This is a genomic window from Halomonas sp. BL6, from assembly GCF_006228115.1.
GTDB classification, from domain to species: domain Bacteria; phylum Pseudomonadota; class Gammaproteobacteria; order Pseudomonadales; family Halomonadaceae; genus Vreelandella; species Vreelandella piezotolerans.
In genome coordinates this window covers 551,288-571,991 of the sequence record NZ_VDGL01000001.1, presented here as the reverse complement: position 1 = coordinate 571,991, position 20,704 = coordinate 551,288, and the positions used below count along the sequence as shown (strand labels likewise).

At 58.6% G+C, this 20,704-nt stretch carries 19 protein-coding genes and 6 tRNA genes; 11 read left to right on the top strand and 14 right to left on the bottom strand.

Annotated elements, in window-relative coordinates; genetic code table 11:
• Nucleotides 1–6: 6 nt before the first annotated feature.
• From FHJ80_RS02715 to FHJ80_RS02700, 4 genes are all read right to left on the bottom strand, one after another.
• On the bottom strand, nucleotides 7–567 hold the full coding sequence (locus FHJ80_RS02715; protein WP_139525501.1) for a nitroreductase family protein: 561 nt from the start codon (nucleotides 565–567) through the stop codon (nucleotides 7–9).
• Nucleotides 568–594: 27 nt separating this feature from the next.
• Nucleotides 595–1,428 carry an NADPH-dependent 7-cyano-7-deazaguanine reductase QueF gene (gene queF / locus FHJ80_RS02710; RefSeq protein ID WP_139525500.1) on the bottom strand — a complete coding sequence of 278 codons (834 nt, stop codon included), beginning with the start codon at nucleotides 1,426–1,428 and terminating at the stop codon, nucleotides 595–597.
• Nucleotides 1,429–1,490: 62 nt separating this feature from the next.
• Entirely contained in the window at nucleotides 1,491–2,264 is a 774-nt protein-coding gene (locus tag FHJ80_RS02705; protein ID WP_139525499.1) for an ABC transporter permease, read from the bottom strand.
• Nucleotides 2,261–3,223, bottom strand: a complete 963-nt coding sequence (locus FHJ80_RS02700) for an ABC transporter ATP-binding protein (RefSeq protein ID WP_139525498.1) — start codon at nucleotides 3,221–3,223, stop codon at nucleotides 2,261–2,263. The genes FHJ80_RS02705 and FHJ80_RS02700 overlap by 4 nt, the downstream gene beginning before the upstream one ends.
• A 273-nt stretch (nucleotides 3,224–3,496) precedes the next feature.
• Between FHJ80_RS02700 and FHJ80_RS02695 the strand changes: the two genes are divergently transcribed.
• Nucleotides 3,497–5,128: a methyl-accepting chemotaxis protein gene (locus tag FHJ80_RS02695; protein WP_139525497.1), complete on the top strand. Its 1,632-nt coding sequence runs from the start codon at nucleotides 3,497–3,499 to the stop codon at nucleotides 5,126–5,128.
• A gap of 159 nt (nucleotides 5,129–5,287) precedes the next feature.
• On the opposite strand, the gene FHJ80_RS02690 is transcribed toward FHJ80_RS02695, so the two are convergent.
• From FHJ80_RS02690 to FHJ80_RS02665, 6 genes are all read right to left on the bottom strand, one after another.
• Nucleotides 5,288–5,362, bottom strand: a tRNA-Gly gene (locus FHJ80_RS02690).
• A gap of 32 nt (nucleotides 5,363–5,394) precedes the next feature.
• Nucleotides 5,395–5,470, bottom strand: a tRNA-Glu gene (locus FHJ80_RS02685).
• Between the two features lie 4 nt (nucleotides 5,471–5,474).
• Nucleotides 5,475–5,549 (bottom strand) — tRNA-Gly (locus tag FHJ80_RS02680).
• A gap of 40 nt (nucleotides 5,550–5,589) precedes the next feature.
• Nucleotides 5,590–5,665: transfer RNA gene (locus FHJ80_RS02675), tRNA-Glu, on the bottom strand.
• A gap of 4 nt (nucleotides 5,666–5,669) precedes the next feature.
• Nucleotides 5,670–5,744, bottom strand: a tRNA-Gly gene (locus tag FHJ80_RS02670).
• 25 nt (nucleotides 5,745–5,769) lie between these two features.
• A tRNA-Glu gene (locus FHJ80_RS02665) sits at nucleotides 5,770–5,845 on the bottom strand.
• A 363-nt stretch (nucleotides 5,846–6,208) separates the two neighbouring features.
• On the opposite strand from FHJ80_RS02665, the gene FHJ80_RS02660 reads away from it, so the two are divergent.
• The 8 genes from FHJ80_RS02660 to htpX all read left to right on the top strand — a co-directional run bounded on the left by FHJ80_RS02660 (nucleotide 6,209) and on the right by htpX (nucleotide 14,719).
• On the top strand, nucleotides 6,209–7,312 hold the full coding sequence (locus tag FHJ80_RS02660; RefSeq protein ID WP_139525496.1) for a TRAP transporter substrate-binding protein: 1,104 nt from the start codon (nucleotides 6,209–6,211) through the stop codon (nucleotides 7,310–7,312).
• A gap of 1 nt (nucleotide 7,313) precedes the next feature.
• Nucleotides 7,314–7,823, top strand: coding sequence for a TRAP transporter small permease subunit (locus tag FHJ80_RS02655; RefSeq protein WP_139525495.1), 510 nt, complete (start codon nucleotides 7,314–7,316; stop codon nucleotides 7,821–7,823).
• A gap of 3 nt (nucleotides 7,824–7,826) precedes the next feature.
• Nucleotides 7,827–9,152, top strand: coding sequence for a TRAP transporter large permease subunit (locus tag FHJ80_RS02650; RefSeq protein ID WP_139525494.1), 1,326 nt, complete (start codon nucleotides 7,827–7,829; stop codon nucleotides 9,150–9,152).
• A gap of 27 nt (nucleotides 9,153–9,179) precedes the next feature.
• Nucleotides 9,180–10,766: a gamma-glutamyltransferase family protein gene (locus FHJ80_RS02645; protein WP_139525493.1), complete on the top strand. Its 1,587-nt coding sequence runs from the start codon at nucleotides 9,180–9,182 to the stop codon at nucleotides 10,764–10,766.
• 211 nt (nucleotides 10,767–10,977) lie between these two features.
• A complete protein-coding gene (gene msrB, locus FHJ80_RS02640; protein WP_139525492.1) occupies nucleotides 10,978–11,376 on the top strand; it encodes a peptide-methionine (R)-S-oxide reductase MsrB in 399 nt (132 codons plus the stop codon).
• 80 nt (nucleotides 11,377–11,456) lie between these two features.
• Nucleotides 11,457–12,410, top strand: coding sequence for a ribosome biogenesis GTPase YlqF (gene ylqF, locus FHJ80_RS02635; protein WP_139525491.1), 954 nt, complete (start codon nucleotides 11,457–11,459; stop codon nucleotides 12,408–12,410).
• Between the two features lie 54 nt (nucleotides 12,411–12,464).
• A complete protein-coding gene (locus FHJ80_RS02630) occupies nucleotides 12,465–13,715 on the top strand; it encodes a pyridoxal phosphate-dependent aminotransferase (protein WP_139525490.1) in 1,251 nt (416 codons plus the stop codon).
• A 98-nt stretch (nucleotides 13,716–13,813) separates the two neighbouring features.
• A complete protein-coding gene (gene htpX / locus FHJ80_RS02625; RefSeq protein ID WP_139525489.1) occupies nucleotides 13,814–14,719 on the top strand; it encodes a protease HtpX in 906 nt (301 codons plus the stop codon).
• Nucleotides 14,720–14,774: 55 nt separating this feature from the next.
• Here the strand turns inward: htpX and pdxB are convergent, their stop codons facing one another.
• Nucleotides 14,775–15,914: a 4-phosphoerythronate dehydrogenase PdxB gene (pdxB, locus tag FHJ80_RS02620; RefSeq protein WP_139525488.1), complete on the bottom strand. Its 1,140-nt coding sequence runs from the start codon at nucleotides 15,912–15,914 to the stop codon at nucleotides 14,775–14,777.
• An 84-nt stretch (nucleotides 15,915–15,998) separates the two neighbouring features.
• Here pdxB and FHJ80_RS02615 point away from each other — a divergent pair, with 84 nt between their 5' ends.
• A complete protein-coding gene (locus tag FHJ80_RS02615; protein ID WP_139525487.1) occupies nucleotides 15,999–16,280 on the top strand; it encodes a hypothetical protein in 282 nt (93 codons plus the stop codon).
• Between the two features lie 33 nt (nucleotides 16,281–16,313).
• On the opposite strand, the gene FHJ80_RS02610 is transcribed toward FHJ80_RS02615, so the two are convergent.
• Both FHJ80_RS02610 and rlmKL read right to left on the bottom strand, forming a co-directional pair.
• Nucleotides 16,314–16,649 carry a glutaredoxin family protein gene (locus FHJ80_RS02610; RefSeq protein ID WP_139525486.1) on the bottom strand — a complete coding sequence of 112 codons (336 nt, stop codon included), beginning with the start codon at nucleotides 16,647–16,649 and terminating at the stop codon, nucleotides 16,314–16,316.
• On the bottom strand, nucleotides 16,642–18,879 hold the full coding sequence (gene rlmKL, locus FHJ80_RS02605; RefSeq protein WP_139525485.1) for a bifunctional 23S rRNA (guanine(2069)-N(7))-methyltransferase RlmK/23S rRNA (guanine(2445)-N(2))-methyltransferase RlmL: 2,238 nt from the start codon (nucleotides 18,877–18,879) through the stop codon (nucleotides 16,642–16,644). The genes FHJ80_RS02610 and rlmKL overlap by 8 nt, the downstream gene beginning before the upstream one ends.
• 388 nt (nucleotides 18,880–19,267) lie before the next feature.
• Between rlmKL and rmf the strand changes: the two genes are divergently transcribed.
• Nucleotides 19,268–19,477, top strand: a complete 210-nt coding sequence (rmf, locus tag FHJ80_RS02600) for a ribosome modulation factor (protein WP_139525484.1) — start codon at nucleotides 19,268–19,270, stop codon at nucleotides 19,475–19,477.
• Between the two features lie 78 nt (nucleotides 19,478–19,555).
• On the opposite strand, the gene FHJ80_RS02595 is transcribed toward rmf, so the two are convergent.
• On the bottom strand, nucleotides 19,556–20,572 hold the full coding sequence (locus FHJ80_RS02595; protein ID WP_139525483.1) for a quinone-dependent dihydroorotate dehydrogenase: 1,017 nt from the start codon (nucleotides 20,570–20,572) through the stop codon (nucleotides 19,556–19,558).
• Nucleotides 20,573–20,704: the final 132 nt, after the last annotated feature.

The following is a 20,704-nucleotide window of genomic DNA, read 5'->3' as shown; positions in this document are numbered from 1 at the left end:
CGTGCATTAGCGCCAGTGCTCGACGAAACTTGCCGCGTCGTGCTTTGGCACGGGTTTGTGACGTCCGCCCAGGCTGCCGAGGTAGATGAACGCCACGACCTCGTCCTCCTCATCGAGCCCAAGACCTTTACGCACCACCGGATCGAAAGCGTACTTACCGCTGCGCCACATGGCTCCCAGGCCCAACGCGTGGGCAGCCAGCAGAATGCCGTGAGCCGCACAGCCAGCAGAGATCACCTGCTCCATTTTGGGTACTTTGGGAATATCCGGGGTGACCTTGGCAATCACGGCAATGATCATTGGCGCGCGCAACGGCTTTTTACGCGCGGCATCGAGCGTATCATCGCTGACGCTGGGGTCTTCCTGAAACTCCGCTTCGGCAAACAGCTCGCCTAGGCGCTCCCGGCCTTCGCCAGTAAACTCGATGAAGCGCCACGGGCGCAGTTCTTTGTGGTCAGGGGCACGCAGGGCCGCCTGATAAATGGCGCTGAGCTGATCGGCGTTAGGGGCAGGCTCGGCGAGCTTGCCCATGGAACTACGTTCGTGAAGCAGCGTGAGTGCGTCCATGAAGACTCCTATCCATTGAGGTGAGCGTTACTGGCGCGCCAAGCGCAGTGGGCTGGGAGGGGCAAGGCCCGGTGTGGCGCGCCAAGGGCTGATGTCCAAGCCGCCGCGTCGCACGTAGCGCGCCAACACCAGCAGCTCTTCCGGCTTCGCCTGCTGCATTAAATCAGTGAAGATATGCTCGACGCAGTGCTCGTGAAAATCCTGGTGCTGCCGGTAGCCAATCAGGTAGCGCAGTAGCCCTTCTCGGTCGAGCTTGGGGCCTTTATAGCGAATCAAGACGCTTCCCCAATCCGGCTGACCAGTCACCGGGCAATTGGATTTTAGCAGATGCGAATGCAGCGTCTCCTCGACGATCTCATCACTGATAGCAAGGTGCATGGCACTCGGGGTGTAATCGCTCACCTCGATATCCAGGTCGTCCAGGCACTCACCCGGCAGTCGCTTGGGCGCGAGTTCACCGTCATCAACGCCCAACAGCTCGACGCTAACGCTGGCACCAGCAGCGCGGCTCAGGTCGTGTACCAACGTCTCCTCCACCTCGGTTTGGCTAGCAAAGCGCGTTTGGTTGAGACTGTTGAGATAGAGCTTCCAAGATTTGGACTCGATGAGATTCGGCGAGCTGGCGGGTAAGCGAAAACGCGCCACCGCGACGATGGGTTTACCGCGCGCATTGAGCCAAGAGACCTCGAAGGCATGCCACTCGTCTTCACCGACGAACGGCAGCGTACGCTCGTCGATGCCCAGCGGCGCACGGTTGGCTGCGCGAGGAATGGGGTATAGAAGCCCCGCGTCGTACTGCTCCGGGTAAGTGGAGTCGCGCCCCAAGGGCGCGTGTTCTAAGGTATCGGGGCGATGTGTCATGGACACTCTCTCAGTCGTGCGATGTCAATGAAGGCATGTCGGTGGGCGGCCGTTACCACCCATTAGCTGCGAATGCCTTTGCCGCGCTCTAGCATGGTCAGCGCGACCATGAATAGCACGATGATAAAGGCAAAAATAGCGGCCAGTGCCCAGCCTACCGGAATATCGGAAACGCCCAAAAAGCCGTAGCGAAAGACGTTCACCATATACAAGATCGGGTTGAGCATCGATACGCCCTGCCAGAAATCCGGCAGCATCGAAATCGAGTAGAACACGCCACCCAAATAGGTCAATGGGGTCAGAATGAACGTCGGCACGATAGAGATATCGTCGAATTTATTCGCCAGCAGCGCGTTGATAAATCCGCCAATGGAGAACAGCGCCGAGGTCAGCACCACGACCAGTATCGTCAATAGCGGATGTTCGACCGTCAAACGGGTGAAGAACAGCGATACCAGAGTAACGATCAACCCCACGCCCAACCCCCGCGCCATGCCGCCGAGTATGAACCCGGAGAGAATCACGCCGTTGGGCATGGGTGACACCATCATCTCTTCGATGGAGCGTTGAAACTTGTTGGAGAAGAAGCTGGACGCCACGTTGGAGTAACTGTTGGTGATCACCGACATCATGATCAGTCCTGGCACGATGAAGTCCATATAGCTGAAGCCGTCCATATCACCAATGCGCGACCCGATCAGGTTACCAAAAATGATGAAATACATGGCCATGGTAATCGACGGCGGCAGCAGGGTTTGCGGCCAGATACGGGTAAAACGCTTGATCTCTTTGAGCACCAACGTCCAAAGGGCCACCAGAGTTTGCATGATATTCACGCGCTGGCCTCCTGTTGCTCACGCTGATCGATGGCCTGCTGGCTGCTCTCTACCATGGAAACGAACATCTCCTCTAGGCGGTTGGCACGGTTACGCATGGAGACCACCTGAATCCCCTGCGCACTCAGCGCACTGAACACATCGTTCAGCTGCTGGCCACGGTGAATGACCAGCGCCAACTGGGACGGCTCGATCTGCTGTAGCTCGAATCCTTCGATGGCAGGCACGCGTGTCAACGGTTCGGCAAGATCCAAGAGGAAAGTCTCGGTGTCCAGCTCCGCCAACAGCTCGCGCACGCTGGTATTCCGTACGATCTCACCGTGGTTGATGATGGCGATATTGCGACACAGGCTCTCGGCCTCTTCGAGATAGTGCGTCGTCAGGATGATCGTCGTGCCCTCATCGCGGTTGATGCGGCGCATGTACTCCCACATGCTGCGGCGGAGTTCGATATCGACGCCCGCCGTGGGCTCGTCGAGAATCAGCAGTTTGGGACGATGCATCAACGCGCGGGCAATCATCAGGCGGCGCTTCATGCCCCCCGAGAGCATCCGCGCACTACCGTTGCGTTTTTCCCACAGCCCTAGATCGGTCAATAGCTGCTTGGCGCGGGGCAGCGCTTCACTGCGCTTCATACCGTAATAGCCTGCCTGAGCCAGCACGATATCCAGCACCTTCTCGAACTGGTTGAAGTTGAACTCTTGAGGCACCACGCCGAGCTGATACTTCGCCTTGGCGAAATCCTTGTCGATGTCGATCCCAAAAATCGACACCTTGCCCGCCGTTTTCTGCACTAGCGAACACACGACGCCTAGGGTGGTGGACTTTCCTGCGCCGTTGGGGCCCAACAGCGCAAAAAAATCGCCCTGCTGGACGTCTAGATCGATACCTTTTAACGCTTGAAAGCCGTTGCCATACGCTTTGGTAAGGCCACGGATCGACAATGCCGGTTCGGCCATGAACATGTCCTGTCAGCAAGTGGGGAAGCATAAAGCGATAAGAGTAAGATATCGGGGCACGCGTATATTTTTTCAAGTTAGCAGCATAAAGCGCGTCGAAGCCTTTTCCATGCTGCTGATTTCCCTCTATTAAGCACTACATTAAGTGACACTTTGCCACTCGATTACTGCGGCAGCGCTCAAGTTAATACTTTAGTATTAGATCAGTGCCTGCCTAGCTAGGCAGCAGCACCTCAAGGGAACATACTGATCATACAAGAGAGCCTATCGATAATGAGCACCGCCATTACCTCGCCCTCCGGCGCTAATACCCATCTCTCGCCATCAGAGTCGTCTGCCTCCACACAAAAAAAGCTATCCACACTGCCGCTGCGCCGCCAACGATGGCTGGGCGTCGTTGTTCTTTGGTTGATTCTGGCGATGATGATCACGATCAACGCTTGGCAAAGCCGCGCGTTGCTGTATGCCGAGCGCGAACAGCGCATGGTCACCGCCGTGGATATTGGCGTATCGACGCTGGCGCATTACCACCAGCTCGCCGAGCAGGGCCAGCTCTCCATGCCGGAAGCGCAGCGTCAGGCCTTCAACACCCTACGCGACGTGCGCTTTGGTGAAGAGGATAACTACCTATTCGCGTTCAATGGCAGTCTGCGTATGCTGGCTCACCCTAGCCGCGACGTAGGAGAGGACATCTCTCAGGTAAAAGACCCTGAGGGCACGCTCATCTTCCAATCCATTCTTGATAACACCCGAGACACTGGCAGCGGCTTTACCGAATACTTCTCTAACTTTGCCCGCGGTGGCGATGCCAAGCCAAAAGTGCGCGCTTACTCAGCCACTTTTACGCCGTGGGATGTCTACGTGGCTAGCGGCGTGTTCGTCGGTGACGTCAGTAGTACCATCATGCGCCAGCTCGTCAAAAGCATCTTGGTAGGCATCGTGGCAGGCGCGCTGGTCACGCTGGCCTTTTGGGGCATGATCTCTCTCATTCTACGCCGACTAGGCGGGGAACCGCGCTATGCCGCAGGCGTGGTATCACGCATCGCGCAAGGCGATTTGACGGCCCCTGTGGCACTTCATCCCAACGACACGAGCAGCCTGCTGTATGACATTTGTCAGATGCGCGACAAACTACACGATGCCATGCAGGAGATTCATGCCACCAGCACGTCCGTAGACCATAACGCAGGCGATATCGCCGCAGGCAATCAAGAGCTTTCATCGCGCACCGAGCAGCAGGCCGCCGCGCTTCAACAGACGTCCTCCAGCATGGAAGAAGTGACCGCCACGGTTCGCCAAACCGCTGACAGCGTCGAGCAGGCGAAAGCACTGGTCAACAGCGCGAATGAAACGTCTCAGGCGGGCCAGAAAGCCATCGGCGATGCAGTAGCGTCCATGAAGGAGATAACAGCCGAAGCGGATAAAATCACCGAGATCGTCACGCTAATCGACAGCATTGCTTTCCAGACCAATATTTTGGCGCTCAACGCCTCGGTCGAGGCCGCCCGCGCGGGTGAGCATGGCCGGGGGTTCGCAGTTGTGGCTGGTGAAGTTCGCCAGCTAGCCAACCGCTCGGCCAACGCGGCGCATGAGATCAAAGGCTTGATCAATACCTCCAACGCTCAGGTCAGCAACGGCGCCAACTTAGTGGATGCCGCCAAACAGCGCATGCAGGAGATCGATCAGCGCATCCAGCGCGTCAACGAGCTGTTTACCGACATCACTACCGCGACCCATGAACAGACGCGCGGCATCGAGCAGATCAACGTCGCCATTGCTCAGCTCGATCAAGCCACCCAGGACAACGCCTCCATGGTTCAGCAAACTGCTCTGTCTGCTCACGACTTGAAGCAGCGCTCCCAGTCGCTCAATAGCGTCGTCGGCCACTTCACCCTGGTGGATTGACCCACCCGCTGCCCAGGCCCTGCGCCTGGGCACGCCCACCCTACGTATCGGCCAACGCAACACACGCGCACACGAAAGCGCCGCAACGAGGCGGTAACAACATTTTTCGAAAGGGGATTAAAAAAAGGGGCTATGTAACGAAACAAGAAGGGGTTTGCATGGAGCGGGAAAAGAGATTCGAACTCTCGACCCTCGCCTTGGCAAGGCGATGCTCTACCACTGAGCTATTCCCGCAACGCAAACATGCAACGATGCTTTAGAGTGAGTGGCGTCCCATAGGGGGTTCGAACCCCTGTTCCCGCCGTGAAAGGGCGGTGTCCTAGACCACTAGACGAATGGGACGTGCTGGAGCGGGAAAAGAGATTCGAACTCTCGACCCTCGCCTTGGCAAGGCGATGCTCTACCACTGAGCTATTCCCGCTAAACAGGCTGTCTCACTATTAGCATCTCTGCTATCGGATTGGCGTCCCATAGGGGGTTCGAACCCCTGTTCCCGCCGTGAAAGGGCGGTGTCCTAGACCACTAGACGAATGGGACGTACTGGAGCGGGAAAAGAGATTCGAACTCTCGACCCTCGCCTTGGCAAGGCGATGCTCTACCACTGAGCTATTCCCGCAACTCCGATACCTGAACGATTTAAGTGGCGTCCCATAGGGGGTTCGAACCCCTGTTCCCGCCGTGAAAGGGCGGTGTCCTAGACCACTAGACGAATGGGACGTTTCATTGCCTCGTCGAGGTGGCGCGTATATTACTCAGACCAGGGGTCGAGTGTCAAGCACTCTGATATCAAAACATTAATTGATGGTTAATGAGGCAGTAAGGTGGCTCAAAACAAACGCTGCGCAATTGTAGTGCCTAACAGAGTGTTTACAGCGCGCATACGCATCATATCGGTGCACTTCCCGCTACTGAGTTCATCGACCGTGTAGCCCTCCTGTTCTCTGACAGTAACGACAAACCGCTAAAAATCTTTCATTTACAATAAAATCGATTTTTTGGCACACCCCTTGCAGTCTCATTAACGATCCAACGACGTAACTGCTCCGCGACTCTTCGCTTCCCGACTGCTTGAGGTGCCTTATGTCTTTTACTCGTCGCAAGTTTCTTACCACCGCTGCACTGACCTCCACGGCTGGCTTAGTGCTTGGCGCACCTAGTGTGGCAAGCGCTCAATCCTCCGAGCGCTTCAACTGGCGCATGACCAACGCTTACAGCCCCGGCTCGCCCTTCTATGTCGAAGGCCCCGGCAGCCCTACCGATGTGATTGCCAAGATCAACGCGATGTCCGGCGGGCGTTTGAACATCCAGCACTTCGCAGCGGGTGAATTGATTCCTGCACTGGAAGGGTTCGAAGCCGTGCAGAGCGGCACCATCCAAATGAACGCAGCCAACAGCTACTTCTGGTCGGGCACCACCTTTGCCGCTCAATACTTCACCACCGTGCCCTTCGGCATGAGCTTCATGGGGCATATGGCATGGCTCTACCACGGCGGCGGCTTAGAACTATGGGAAGAAGTCTATGCTCCTTACGGTATGGTCGCCCTACCGCTCAACAACACTGGCGTGCAGATGACTGGCTGGTTCCGCGAGCCCATCGAGGATATCGGACAACTCAACGGTTTACGCATGCGCGTGCCCGGGCTTGCAGGCAAAGTGTATTCGGCACTGGGCGTCGATGCCCGTGTACTGCCCGGCGGTGAAATTTTCCCGGCGCTAGAGCGTGGCGTGATCGACGCCGCTGAGTTCGTTGGCCCGTATCAAGACCGCCGTATGGGGCTGCAAAACGCGGCCAAGTTCTATCACACCACGGGCTGGCATGAACCCTCTACTACCGGCGAGCTGCTCATTTCCAAGCAGCACTGGGACGAACTGCCGGAAGATCTGAAGATGATCGTGAAGAGCGCCTGCATGGCCGCATGTCTTGAGAGTGTCACCTGGTCCGAAGCGGTGAACGGCGAAGCGATGACCGACCTGGTCGATAACCACGGCGTCACCGCCAGCATGCTGCCCGACCCCGTAGTGAATGCCCTGCGCGAAGCCACCATGGATACGCTGGCCACCGAAGCCAACGCCGACCCAATGGTGCGCAAAGTTCACGACAGCTACATGGCCTTCAAGGCCAACCATGACCGCTGGGCAGGCGCCAGCGAACGCGCCTGGTTAAACGACATCATTGGGGTGTGATATGCAAACCGTGGAACGCGTTGTCCACGGGATCGAGGCGGTGGTCCGGCTATTTGGCTGGATCGCCGCTTGGATCTGCGTGGTACTGGTGGCCCTAGTCGCAGGCGATGTGGTGATGCGCTACCTGTTCAGCGTTGGCGCCGTGTGGCTACAAGAGTTGCAGTGGCACTTGATCTCCCCCATTGCGCTATTCGGTATGTCGTACCTTTTGTTCATGGGCGAACAGGTGCGGGTCGATGTGTTTTACGAGCGCTTTCCGGAAGCCTTACAGCGGGTGATCGAAGTGATTGGCGGCTTGCTGCTGCTGGCCATGGGGCTCTATATCGCTTGGTTAACGCTGCCCTGGGTCGAGCAGTCCTATCTTCGGAACGAGGCCTCTCCCAACCCAGGCGGCCTGCCGCTGCGCTGGGTGCTCAAAGCTCTTATCCCCTTCGGGTTTCTTTTATTGGCGCTTCAGGGCTTGGCCCATGCGCTGCGCCAAGGGTTTGCTCTACCAAACCGAGGTGAATAACGCATGTCTCCTAATGAGTGGCTCGCGATCGGCATGATCGTCGCCTTTTTTGTACTGCTGTTAATCGGCATTCCGGTAGCGATCAGTATTGCCGTCACGGCTTTTGTATTTGGCTATCTCGGCTTTGGCCCTATGCTATTTAACCTGCTGCCCTCGCGCATTTACGGCGTGGTGACCAACTACACCTTCATGGCGATACCCCTGTTCGTGTTCATGGGCGTCATGCTGGAGAAATCGAAGCTAGCCGAAGAGCTGATCGATGTGATTGGCCACTTGTTCGGCGGGCTTTCCGGCGGGATGGGCGTGGCGATTATTTTCGTTGGCGTGCTGTTAGGAGCCGCTACCGGTATCGTGGGCGCGACTATCGTCACCCTGGGCCTGCTGACACTGCCCACCCTGCTTCGCAGAGGCTACCCCAAAACCTTGGCCACCGGCATGATTTGCGCCTCAGGCACATTGGGCCAAATCATTCCGCCTAGCTTGGTACTCATTCTATTGGCCGAAATCCTGGGTGAATCGGTGGGCACGATGTTCGCCGCTGCCATGGTTCCCGGGTTAGCGCTAGCGGGTATCTACATCGTGGCGATTTTAGTGGTGGCACAGCTTTATCCCGGCATGATGCCCCCCATCCCGGCAGAAGAGCGCGCTGAGATTAGCAAAAGGCAGTTACTGTACAAGGTGATGACGGTAGTGGGCCCACCCGTTGGTCTGGTGTTTGCAGTACTCGGCTCCATTATTGGCGGCATTGCGGCTCCCACGGAAGCCGCCGCCATGGGCGCGCTAGGGGCGTTGGTGTTCGTTGCCTGCTCGGGACGGTTGACCATATCGCTATTAAGCGACGTGGCCAAAGCCACGCTAGTGATCTCCGCCATGGTCTTTTTTATTTTAATCAGCGCGCAGGTCTTTGGCCTTGCCTTCCGCGGGCTGGGGGGCGAACACTTGGTAGAACGCATGTTTGATTGGGTGCCCGGTGGCGAGTTTGGCGCCCTGCTGTTCATGCTACTACTGATGTTCGTGCTGGGTTTCTTCTTGGAATGGATCGAAATTAGCTATATTGCTCTACCGCTCTTTTTGCCCTTCTTTATACAGATGGGCGTGGATATGGTGTGGCTGGGTATTTTAGTGGGCCTGGTGCTGCAAACATCGTTTCTTACCCCGCCCTTTGGCTGGTCGCTATTTTTCTTGAAAGGCGTCGCGCCCAAAGAGGTGACCACACTGGATATCTACAAAGGGGCGCTACCCTTTATCGGGCTGCAATTTTTAGCCGTGGCGCTAGTGTTTATGTTCCCAAGCATAGCCACGTGGCTACCCGATGCCATTGGCTGGTAACCACAACCAATAACAAAGGACTCTTCAATGCTCCACACCCAACGTAGTTACGGCGGCAGCTGTGTCGCGCCACACCACTTGGCCGCCAGCGCCGGTCGCGATGTTTTGAAACAGGGTGGCAACGCTGTCGAAGCCATGGTCGCAGCAGCAGCGGCCATCGCCGTGGTCTACCCACACATGAACGCCCTGGGGGGCGACGGTTTTTGGTTGATTCACGAGCCCGGCAAATCGCCAGTGGCCATCGACGCTTGCGGCCCCGCTGCACAACTCGCCAACGGCGATTTTTACGCCGGGGAATCGCACATCCCTGAACGCGGCCCCAAAGCCGCGCTTACCATGGCAGGCACGATTAGTGGCTGGCAGGAAGCGCTCAATGTGGCGGCGGGTTGGGGTAACGCGCTGCCGCTGACCACGCTGCTGGCCGACGCCATTCGTCACGCCGATGAAGGGGTGGCCGTTTCGCAAAGCCAGGAAACGCTCACCGCCAAACACCTGGAGCGCTTGCGCCAAAGCCCCGGCTTTAGCGATGCCCTGCTGCTTGACGGCCAAGTCCCCCGCGAAGGCGAGCGCTTGCGGCAGCCCCGCCTGGCGAAGACGTTGAAACGCCTCGCCAGCGCCGGGCTGGAAGACTTCTACCGGGGTGAACTCGCCGCTAGCATGGCGAAGGATCTGGAGGCACTCGGCAGCCCACTACGCTTAGCCGATTTTCACACTTACCGCGCTCAGCAAGTCACACCGCTGCACGTGCGCCTCAACGACGCCACACTGTATAACCTGCCCGCGCCTACTCAAGGCATGGCGTCGCTGATGATTTTGGGCATTTACGAGCGCATTAAAGCCGCCGAGCCCAATGGCTTTGACCACCTGCACGGGTTAATTGAAGCCACCAAACGCGCCTTTATGCTGCGCGACCGCTACGTTACAGACCCACACCGTGTTCCCACGCCGCTGCAGGAGCTTCTCAGCGAAGAGCGCATTGGTGCAGAAGCTGCCGAGATTAATCCTAACCAGGCGCTACCTTGGCCTCACGAGCCTGCGCCCGGCGATACTATTTGGATGGGCACCGTCGACAGCGAAGGCCGCTCGGTGAGCTTTATTCAGAGCATCTACTGGGAATTTGGCAGCGGCGTGGTACTGCCTGAGAGCGGCGTGCTGTGGCAAAACCGCGGCATTAGCTTCTCGCTCGACCCTGACGACTTACGCGGTTTAGCCCCTGGCCGCAAACCCTTCCACACGCTCAACCCCGCGCTGGCACTGTTCAACGATGGGCGCACGATGGTGTACGGCACCATGGGCGGCGAAGGCCAGCCGCAAACCCAGGCGGCGGTGTTCTCCCGCTACGCGCTGCACGGCATGCCGCTGCAGCAAGCCGTCACCGCACCGCGCTGGCTATTGGGGCGCACCTGGGGAGAGTCCAGCACCAACCTGAAGTTAGAAGAGCGCTTTGATGACCGCTTGGTGGCCGCACTTGCCACCGCAGGCCACGACGTAGAAGTACTGCCAGAGGCGTTCAGCGACACCATGGGCCACGCAGGCGGCATCGTGCGCCACCCGGATGGCCTGATCGAGAGCGCCCACGACCCGCGCAGCAACGGGGGAGCGGCTAGCGTGTAAAGGGCCTTCAGCGGGTACTTAACAAGGAGCCTTCAGCGGTTTAGTGTGGAAAGCGACTGGCGGATTTTATCACTTTCGCACATGCTGAACTTGGACAGGCGGCCCATTGTCGTTAGCCTTTCCGCAGTTGCTACGATGCGTGCTAACGCTAATAGGCTAGCCGCCTTAGACAGCCTCTGATAAACGGCAACCAGAGGGAGAGGAGATTCCCATGGCGAAAATTGAAAAATCCCCCGACGAGTGGCGCAAGCAGCTCACGCCCGAGCAGTACCGGGTTGCCCGGGAGAAAGGCACCGAACGACCGTTTACCGGAGATTACCAGGTAAGCGATGCTCAAGGTATTTACCACTGCGTTTGCTGCCACGCGCCACTGTTCGAGAATGAGCATAAGTTCGATGCGGGCTGCGGCTGGCCCAGCTTTGATCGCCCGCTGGGGGCTCGTTGTGTCGAGGAGCACCGCGATACGTCCCACGGCATGATTCGCACCGAAGTGGTCTGCTCGCACTGCGACGCTCATCTGGGCCACGTCTTTCCCGATGGACCTCCTGACACCACCGGTTTGCGCTACTGTATCAACTCCGTCTCGTTGGAGTTCCACCCCGACGAGTAACCTTTGAAAGGAAGCACGGCAAGGCGGGCACCATCTGCTAGAATGGTCGCCCGCTTTTTTTGTGCTTGTAGGAGACCCCCATGCTCGGCTGGTTCCCCGGACATATGAATAAGGCCCGCCGCCAGATCAAGGACGCGCTGCCAGAAATCGATGTGGTCATCGAGGTGCTCGACGCGCGCCTGCCCTACTCCAGCGCCAACCCGATGCTGGCCGAGCTGACTCGCCATAAGCCGGTGCTGAAAATTCTTTCCCGCGCCGACTTGGCCGACCCCGTTCGTACCGACGAGTGGGTGGCCTTTTTTGATGCCCAGGCAGACACCCGCGCTCTGGCGATTACCACCACACAGACCCGCGAGCTCAAGAAGATTCCCAAACTGTGCCACGAGCTGGCCGGTGCGGTGCGCGCCGACCGCGATGTACGCGTGATGGTGATGGGCATCCCTAACGTCGGTAAATCGACGCTGATCAACGGCTTGGCCGGTCGCAAAATTGCCAAAACCGGTAACGAGCCGGCGGTCACCAAGCGCCAGCAAAAAGTGCGCATCGACGGGCGTGTCGCGCTGATCGACACCCCCGGAGTGCTGTGGCCGAAAATCGAAGACCAAGCGAGCGCCTACCGTTTGGCGGCTAGCGGTGCGATTCGCGATACTGCCATCGAGTATACCGACGTGGCCATCGTTGCCTGCGCAGAGCTCGCCAAACGCTACCCCGCCGAGCTCACCGCCCGTTACAAGCTCAAAGCGCTGCCCACCTACGCAGCCCCCGAGTCAGATGACGTAGACGCCGACGGGCCGAAAAGGCCCGATTTCCTGGCGCTGGCCGGGTTCGATGGTCACGCCATTCTCAAAGAGATTGCCGGTAAACGCGGTGGCCTGCGCCCCGGCGGCGAAGTGGATCTTCACCGTGGCGCCGAGGTGCTGCTGCATGAATTGCGCGACGGTAAGCTTGGACGCATCACGCTGGAAACCCCCGCAGACATTCCGCCGCCGCCCGAGCAAAACGACCAAGACAGCCCGGCCCTATCCGACGCATAATGAGCCAACAACAGACACTTCCACGGCAATGGACACTTTTGGATAACGCACCCCATGGACACGCCCCAGCCTAGAGAATCATACCCGCTTAAAAAATCACACAAACTGCACAACGTTTGCTACGACATCCGCGGCCCGGTCCTCGACCACGCCAAGCGCCTGGAAGAGGAAGGCCAGCGGATTTTGAAGCTCAACATTGGCAACCCAGCACCGTTTGGCTTCGAGGCGCCGGAAGAGATTTTGCAGGACGTGATGCGCAACCTGCCCACCGCCCAGGGCTACTGTGATTCCAAAGGCCTCTACTCCGCCCGCAAGGCGATCATGCAGGAGTGTCAGCGTAAGCAGATTCCTGGGGTGGGTATCGAAGATATCTACATTGGTAACGGCGTGTCCGAGCTAATCGTCATGGCCATGCAGGCGCTATTGAATGATGGCGACGAGGTGCTGATTCCCGCGCCGGACTACCCGCTATGGACGGCAGCCGCTCATCTCTCCGGCGGCCATGGCGTGCATTATCTGTGCGACGAGCAGGCCGACTGGGCACCGGATATCGCCGATATTCGCGCCAAAGTCACCAGCCGCACCCGTGCTATCGTGGTCATCAACCCCAATAACCCCACCGGGGCGGTCTACCCCCCGGAAGTGGTCAGGGAAGTGCTCGATATCGCCCAAGAACACAACTTGGTGGTGTTCTCCGATGAGATCTACGACAAGATCCTCTACGACGGGGTCGAGCACACCGCCACTGGCGCACTGGCCGACGATGACCAGCTCGTGATCACCATGAATGGCCTGTCGAAAAGCTACCGCTGCGCCGGCTTTCGCTCTGGCTGGATGACGATCTCTGGCACCCTAGCGAAGCAGCGGGCGAAGGACTTCATTCAGGGCCTGACCATGCTGGCCTCGATGCGGCTATGCGCCAATGTACCCGCCCAGCACGCTATTCAAACGGCGCTTGGCGGGTATCAGTCGATCAACGACCTGATTCTGCCGGGCGGGCGATTGCTGGCCCAACGCGACATTACCGTCGAGAAGCTCAACGCGATTCCCGGGGTCACCTGCGTGACGCCCAAAGGCGCACTCTACGCCTTTCCGCGCTTGGACCCTCAGGTATTCAATATCAAAGATGACCAGCAGCTGGTGCTGGATTTGCTTCTGCAAGAGAAAATACTGCTGGTGCAAGGTACTGCCTTCAACTGGCCAGACCCCGACCACGTGCGTATCGTGACGCTGCCCTGGGCCGACCAGCTCGGCGACGCGCTCGACCGCTTTGCCAATTTCTTGTCCCGCTATCGCCAAACGTGATCGACACGCTACCAGCGACTTGAAACTGACATGAAATGCACGTATCTAAGCCATCATTCCATTAACGCTTGTTATGACCTTGAGGGAGATCGTCACCCATGATGCGAATCGTGCTGTTTTTAGCCACCAACTTAGCGGTGTTGCTGGTCGCCAGCCTGACGCTAAGGCTGTTTGGCGTTGAGAGCTATCTCAACAGCCAGGGCATTAACTTTACCAGCCTGCTGATCTTCTGCTTTGTGTTCGGTATGGCCGGTTCACTGGTCTCGCTGTTCATCTCTAAATGGATGGCGAAACGCTCGACCGGCACGGTGATCATCGAAAATCCGTCGAACGCCACCGAGCAATGGCTGGTGGATACCGTGGCCGAGCTTTCCCGTGAAGCGGGTATCAAAACCCCAGAGGTGGGCATTTTCCCCGCCCAACAGTCCAACGCCTTTGCCACTGGCTGGAATAAAAACGATGCCCTAGTGGCGGTATCGGCGGGCTTGCTCAACCGTATGCGCCCAGAGGAGGTGCGCGCGGTGCTTGCCCACGAAATTGGCCACGTTGCTAACGGCGACATGGTGACACTAGCGCTGATTCAAGGCGTGGTGAATACCTTCGTCATGTTCTTCGCTCGTATCGTCGCCCACTTGGTCGATAGCTTCCTGAAAAGCCGCAGCGATGGCGAAGGTGGCCTGGGCTTTATGGGTTACTTCGCCGTGGTGATGGTGGCCGAAATCGTCTTTGGTATCGTCGCCTCCGCCATCGTAGCCTGGTTCTCCCGCTACCGTGAGTACCGTGCCGACGAAGCGGGTGCCCGCCTGGCAGGCACTGGGGCGATGGTCAACGCCCTGGCACGTTTGAAGGCCGAAACCGAAATGCCCGACCAAATGCCGGATACCCTGCGCGCCATGGCGATCACCAAAGGCCAGACCCGCTCGCTGGTCGAGCAGCTCTTCGCCAGCCACCCGCCGCTGGATGACCGTATTCGTGCCCTGAAAGAAGCGGCTTACCGCCAGTAAGCGACAAACCGCGCGATAAAAGATGCCAAGGCCCGCCAATGCGGGCCTTGTTAATTTAGGCAATCCAAAAACCCGCCGCCTGAAGCGATGGCTGCAATGACACCGCGTCGTTCTCCAAGTGAACGGTCAGCGTGCCAAATTCGCGACGTAGCGGATAGTTGGCGCGGCAGCTATCAAAGCCTTTGGCAATGCCCTGATGCACCACTTGACGCTGCAACGCATCGTGGTCGCGGCGTACGTCATACACGGCCCGCGCACATAGCCGAAGCGCCTCTTCCACAGGCAGTGCCTCCTGCAGCGTGAGCGTAGCGAGTGCTGGCGGTGGGCAGAGCGCGCTAAACGGCATGTCGCTGGGCAGGCCTAACTGCGCTGCCAACGCCTGCTGAATCATCCATGTGCCGCGCAGCTTGCCATCCAGGCTATGCCCGGCAATATGCGGTGTCGCTAAAGCAACCAAGTCACGTAGCCCCGCATCGATACCAGGCTCGTCTTCCCAAACGTCCAGTATGGCCGTGATATCGCCCTTCCCTGCCATACGGCTGCGCAACGCTAAACCATCCAGGCAGTCACCGCGTCCAGCGTTCAACAGCAGCGTACCCGGGGCAAGCTCGTCGATACGCTGGGCACTCAGCATCTGATAAGTGGCGTGAGGACCCGCCTTCACCAGCGGGGTGTGCAGGCAGATGACGTCACACTCCTCGATGAGCGTATCGAGGGAGACGAAACCGCTCGCGCCCTCTTGTTCCGCCCTGGGGGGGTCACACACCCGTACCGCCACGCCAAGTGCCTGCAAGCGGCGCTGTAAGCGACTACCCACGTTGCCTGCGCCAACGATGCCCACGGTTCGTTTCAGCAGCGGCCAGCCTTCTCGCTCGCCCACCGTCAGTAAGCTGCTCAGCACATAGTCCACCACCGCGTCCGCATTGCATCCCGGCGCGCTGGCAAAGCCAATTCCACGCTCTTTGAGATAGTCGAGATCGATATGGTCAGTACCAATGGTACAGGTACCCACAAAACGCACCGCGCTGTTGGCCAGCAGTGTGCGGTTCACCTGAGTGATCGAGCGCACGATCAGCGCATCGGCGTCCTGCACGTCTGCCGCACAGATCTCGCGGCCTGGCAGACGGTGCAGCGTCCCCATGCCTGCAAAACAGGCGTCGGCAGCGGGGATATTAGCGTCGATAACAAGTTTCATAGGCGTTTTGGTATCCGGGCTTTACAATACGCCCGCAATGGCTTGCTGTGCAGGCGTGATCAAGCAGTGGTTAAGGAGATGGGTGTGATCGTACGCTGGGAAACCGACCATGACTATGTGTTGGTGCATATTCACCAGGATATGTTCGGCGACTGGATTTTCAGCCGCGCCTGGGGGCAAATCGGCACCCAGTTTGGCGGATTGAAACACCAGTTAGCGGACACTCTGGAGCAAGCAGAGATGTGGCTGGAGGATGAAACGACGATTCAATCCTCACGCGGGTTCCGCAAAGTGCTTGAAGCCGCCGACCATACGCCAGAAGGCCAAGAAGCGATGCGTCAGCTATCGCTTTTGGATGCCCTCTGACGCATCACCTGTTAAACGGACTCGCCCGTTTCGTTAGCCTAAGAAGCGCCGCCCGTTGCGCTGATGCGCCCCCACGGGGGGCGCGTGTTCTGGCGGCGCGGTGAGTGCGGCCAGCGCCGTCTCATCCAGCCAGCCCCGCTCGCTCAACCAGTGGCTCAAACGCGCCACGTCGAAGCCGCGATCCAACTCGACCCCGTCGTCATCGACCAGCACCGGGATCCGCGTGCCGTAACGCTCCACTAGAGCGTCGTCGTCGCTGATCTCGATGTGGTGCAGCCTCACCTCTTGGTTGGCCAGGGTTGCCACCAGCACCTCCAATTGGGCGCATAGATGGCAGCCTAGCGTGGTGTAAATCGATAGTTCAATCATCGCCTTGCCCTTTATCGGCAAAGGGGGCGTGACGCAGCAAAAATACGTGATGCAAGTTGGTGCGCCGCTGAAAATCCGGATCGAAGGTGCGCGCAGTGATCTCCTCGACGGCGTAGCGCTCGCTCAGTGCTTCGTCGAGCTTGAAGCGGCGCTGATTGTTGGAGAACACCAGCGTACCGCCGGGGGCCAGGCGCGCCATGGCGAGCTCCACCAAGCGCGGGTGGTCGCGCTGCACATCGAGCGTGTCGCGCATCTTTTTCGAATTCGAGAAGGTCGGCGGATCCATGAAAATCAGATCGAACTGCGCGTTGGCGGTTTCCAGCCAGCGGAAGCAGTCATCCCGCACCACGCGGTGCAGCCTGGGGTCGAGCTGGTTGAGCGCAAAGTTGTCCCGGGCCCACTCCAGGTAGGTGTTGGACATGTCCACGCTAACGCTGTCGCTGGCCCCGCCTAGCGCGGCCTGCACGGTGGCCGTCGCGGTGTAACAGAACAGGTTGAGAAAGCGCTTGCCGCTGGCCATCTCGCCCAGCATTCGGCGTACCGGCCGGTGGTCCAGAAACAGACCGGTATCCAGGTAATCCCGCAGGTTGACCCATAGCCTTGCGCTGCCCTCCCGCACTTCAAAACGCTCGCCGCTGGCATCGCGCTTTTGGTACTGGGCCGCACCGGTTTGCCGCTCGCGGCGCTTGACGTAAATCTTGCTGGGATCGACCCCCAACGCCTCGGGCAGCACGTCCAGCGCATCAAACAGCCGTTTTTGTGCCTGAGAAGGGTTCACGGAACTCGGTGCCGCATACTCCTGAACGTGCACGCGGTCGCCGTAGCGATCCACTGCCAGCGCGTACTCCGGCATATCGGCATCGTAAAGGCGATAGCAGGTTTCACCACTCTGCTTCAGCCATTTTTTCAGACGTTTTTGATTTTTTGCCAGACGGTTGGCAAACATCTTTGCATTTTCCGACACCGTCGATGTTGTCGTACGGCTTGCCTGGGGCACTACGCCCGCGTCTGTCGGCTCACCGCTCTGCTTAGGCGCAGGGCGGGCGCTGGCAATCTCCATGAGCAGCAGCTTGGCATCCAGCGCGCCGTTTTTTAGCGCGTACTGTTTGTGGGCGCGCAGCCCAAGGCGGTGGCCGAGATCCGGATTACCGGTAAACAGCGCCAGCGTCCAGCCAGGAAACAGCGCCTTGGCTTTTTCACCGAGCTGAGCATAAAGCCGCACCAGTTCCGGCAGCTCGCCCAGGCGCTCGCCGTAGGGCGGGTTGGTGATCAATAGCCCCTGCTCGGCGGTCAGCGTCTCCGGCCGATGTAGTTGGGCGAGACTCTGGCCGTGGAGCGTGATCAGCGCAGGAATGCCCGCCCGCATGGCGTTAGATTTCGCGGCGGTCAGTGCTGCCGGGCTTTGATCAAAGCCCATCAGTTCGGTTTTGCAACGTTTGCGTCCAATCGAGGCGCGTGCTTCGGCTTCGCGTTTTAATTCACTCCACACAGCGTCTTGATGGCCTGCCCAGCCGTGAAAACCAAACCGCTCGCGGTTCAAGTTAGGGGCTTGGTCAGCCGCCATCAGCGCCGCTTCGATCAGCAGCGTTCCTGCTCCACATAGCGGATCGATCAATGGCTCGCCCGCTTTGGCCCGTTCCGGCCAGCCTGCGCGCACCAGCAGCGCTGCCGCCAAATTCTCTTTGAGCGGCGCGTGCCCGACATCGCGGCGGTAGCCACGGCGGTGGAGACTATCACCGGAGAGATCGATTCCCAGGCTTAAGTTGGCCCGGTGCAGGTGGGCGTAAATGCGCAGGTCAGGCGCTTTGGTGTCCACGTTGGGCCGCTCTCGACCGCCTAACTGCAGCGCGTCCACCACGCCATCTTTCACCGTCTGTGCGCCGAAGCGCGTGTGGCGAATATGGTCGCTGCGGCCATGAAAATCCACCGCCAAGGTCTTGCCGGGGGCAAGATGCTGGCTCCAGGCGATGCGTGCGACCACATTGCGTACCTGCTCGGCGGTCTCGACCAGAGACTCCCGCGCCAGTAGCAAAATCACACGGTTCGCTAGGCGAGACCATAAACAGACCCGGTAGGCCGTGGCTTGGTCGGCAGAAAAATAGACCCCCGCCACGGTGGTTTTACCCGGTTCGGCGCCCAGGGCCGTCAGTTCATCCGCCAGCAGGCCTTCGATGCCTTTGGGGCAGGTCGCTAGTAGGTTGAGAGGGGCAGTTTGGCTCAGCTCGGTCATGATGATCGCCGCGCGTCACCGCGCGATATTCCTGTATATGGCAAATGAATGTATGTCTTATGACAATTTGATGGTCGACAAGTGACCCCATCATGGTCTAACAATAAGAGGGTAGCTACTAAAAACGCATGCGTTGCTTGTCAGGGTCTTTATCGTGTCTGTTTCTAAACGCCGGTAATGATCCTTGGCTTGTCTGAGCTTGCCGCTTCTTCCGTTCAGCACGTGAGTGCTAGGCATTAGCGCTGAGGCAGCAGCTCACTCTTGAACTTGAAGTCACTTCTCGAAGTGGTGTTGGCAATCTGGGTAAAGCACGCCTATGGGCCTGTTGTTACTACGTTGCCTTGTGACCTGCTTCTTATCAAAGGCTTTCATGCAAAGAGGTTAGCCAATGAAACGACAAAAACGTGATCGCTTCCAACGGGCTTATGTTCACGGCTACAAAGCGGGCATCATGGGTCGCTCCCGTGATGATTGCCCCAGTCAAGATGTCAATTTACGCGAATATTGGATGAGCGGTTGGCGTGAAGGTCGTGGTGACCAGTGGGACGGAATGATCGGCGTCTCCGGTATTCATAAAAACCCCATGGTCATGACCTAATTTATTTACCTTTTACTCAAACATTAGGAGACGGAGCCCGCTGCAAAGCGGGCTTTTTATCGCCTATCTGCGGCTTTTTCAACCGATTTGCTTGAGCGCCTCGGCACACTGCTTCACTAGCCCAGGCCCTTGGTAGATCAATCCCGAATAGAGCTGCACAAGATCCGCACCGGCCGCCATTTTCGCCCGGGCCGCTTCACCACTATCGATGCCACCCACGCCAATGATCGGCAGCGTCGGCAGGTGCTTGCGCAGTAGACGAATGACCGTATTGGACGCCTCGAACACCGGCTTACCGGAGAGCCCGCCGGCTTCTTGTGCTTGCGGGTCGTTCTGCACGGCCTCCCGGGAGACGGTGGTATTGGTCGCAATCACGCCGTCCAGCTCGTTGCGTGCGATACTGCCAGCCACCAGCGCGACCTCCTCTTCGCTCATGTCTGGTGCGATTTTCACCAGCAGAGGCACCCTGCGACCTGCCTGAGCATCCAACTCGCGGCTTTTGGCGCGAATCGGCCCCAACAGGGCATCTAGCTGTTCGCCAAACTGCAGCGTGCGTAGCCCCGGTGTATTGGGCGACGAGATATTCACCGCTATGTAGTCCGCCGCGCCATGTACCGCATCGAGGCATAATAGGTAGTCATCCAGGGCGTTCTCAACCGACGTGGTCAAATTCTTACCGATATTGATGCCGACGATGCCGTTGTAGTGACGTTTTTTGACCTGCGCGACGAGATGTGCCACCCCTTTGTTGTTGAACCCGAAGCGGTTGATGATCGCCTCGTGGTCGGCCAATCGAAAGAGACGCGGTTTTGGATTTCCCGGCTGCGCCTTGGGTGTTACGGTGCCGACCTCCACAAAGCCAAATCCTAGCTCGCCCAGCGCATCCAAGTGGTCGGCGTTTTTATCCAGCCCGGCCGCCAGCCCAATACGGTTAGGGAAACGCAGCCCCATGAGTTCGACCGGGTCGCTCACCGGCTTGCCATACAGTCGCTGAATACCGCCCACTTTGTGCAACGCGTCGAGCGCGTTCAGCGCCATGCCATGGGTGGTTTCGGGATCCAAGCGAAACAGCAGCGAGCGGGCAATGGGGTACATCGGTAAGACTCTCCTAATCGGTGGGCGACGTGCGGGGCGGGCGCAGTATAGCGCACATCGCCCAGGCTTCGCAGGATGAAAAAAGCCGCGTCCTGGTCCCCCAGGGCGCGGCTTCCTACCGAGCGTGCAGCG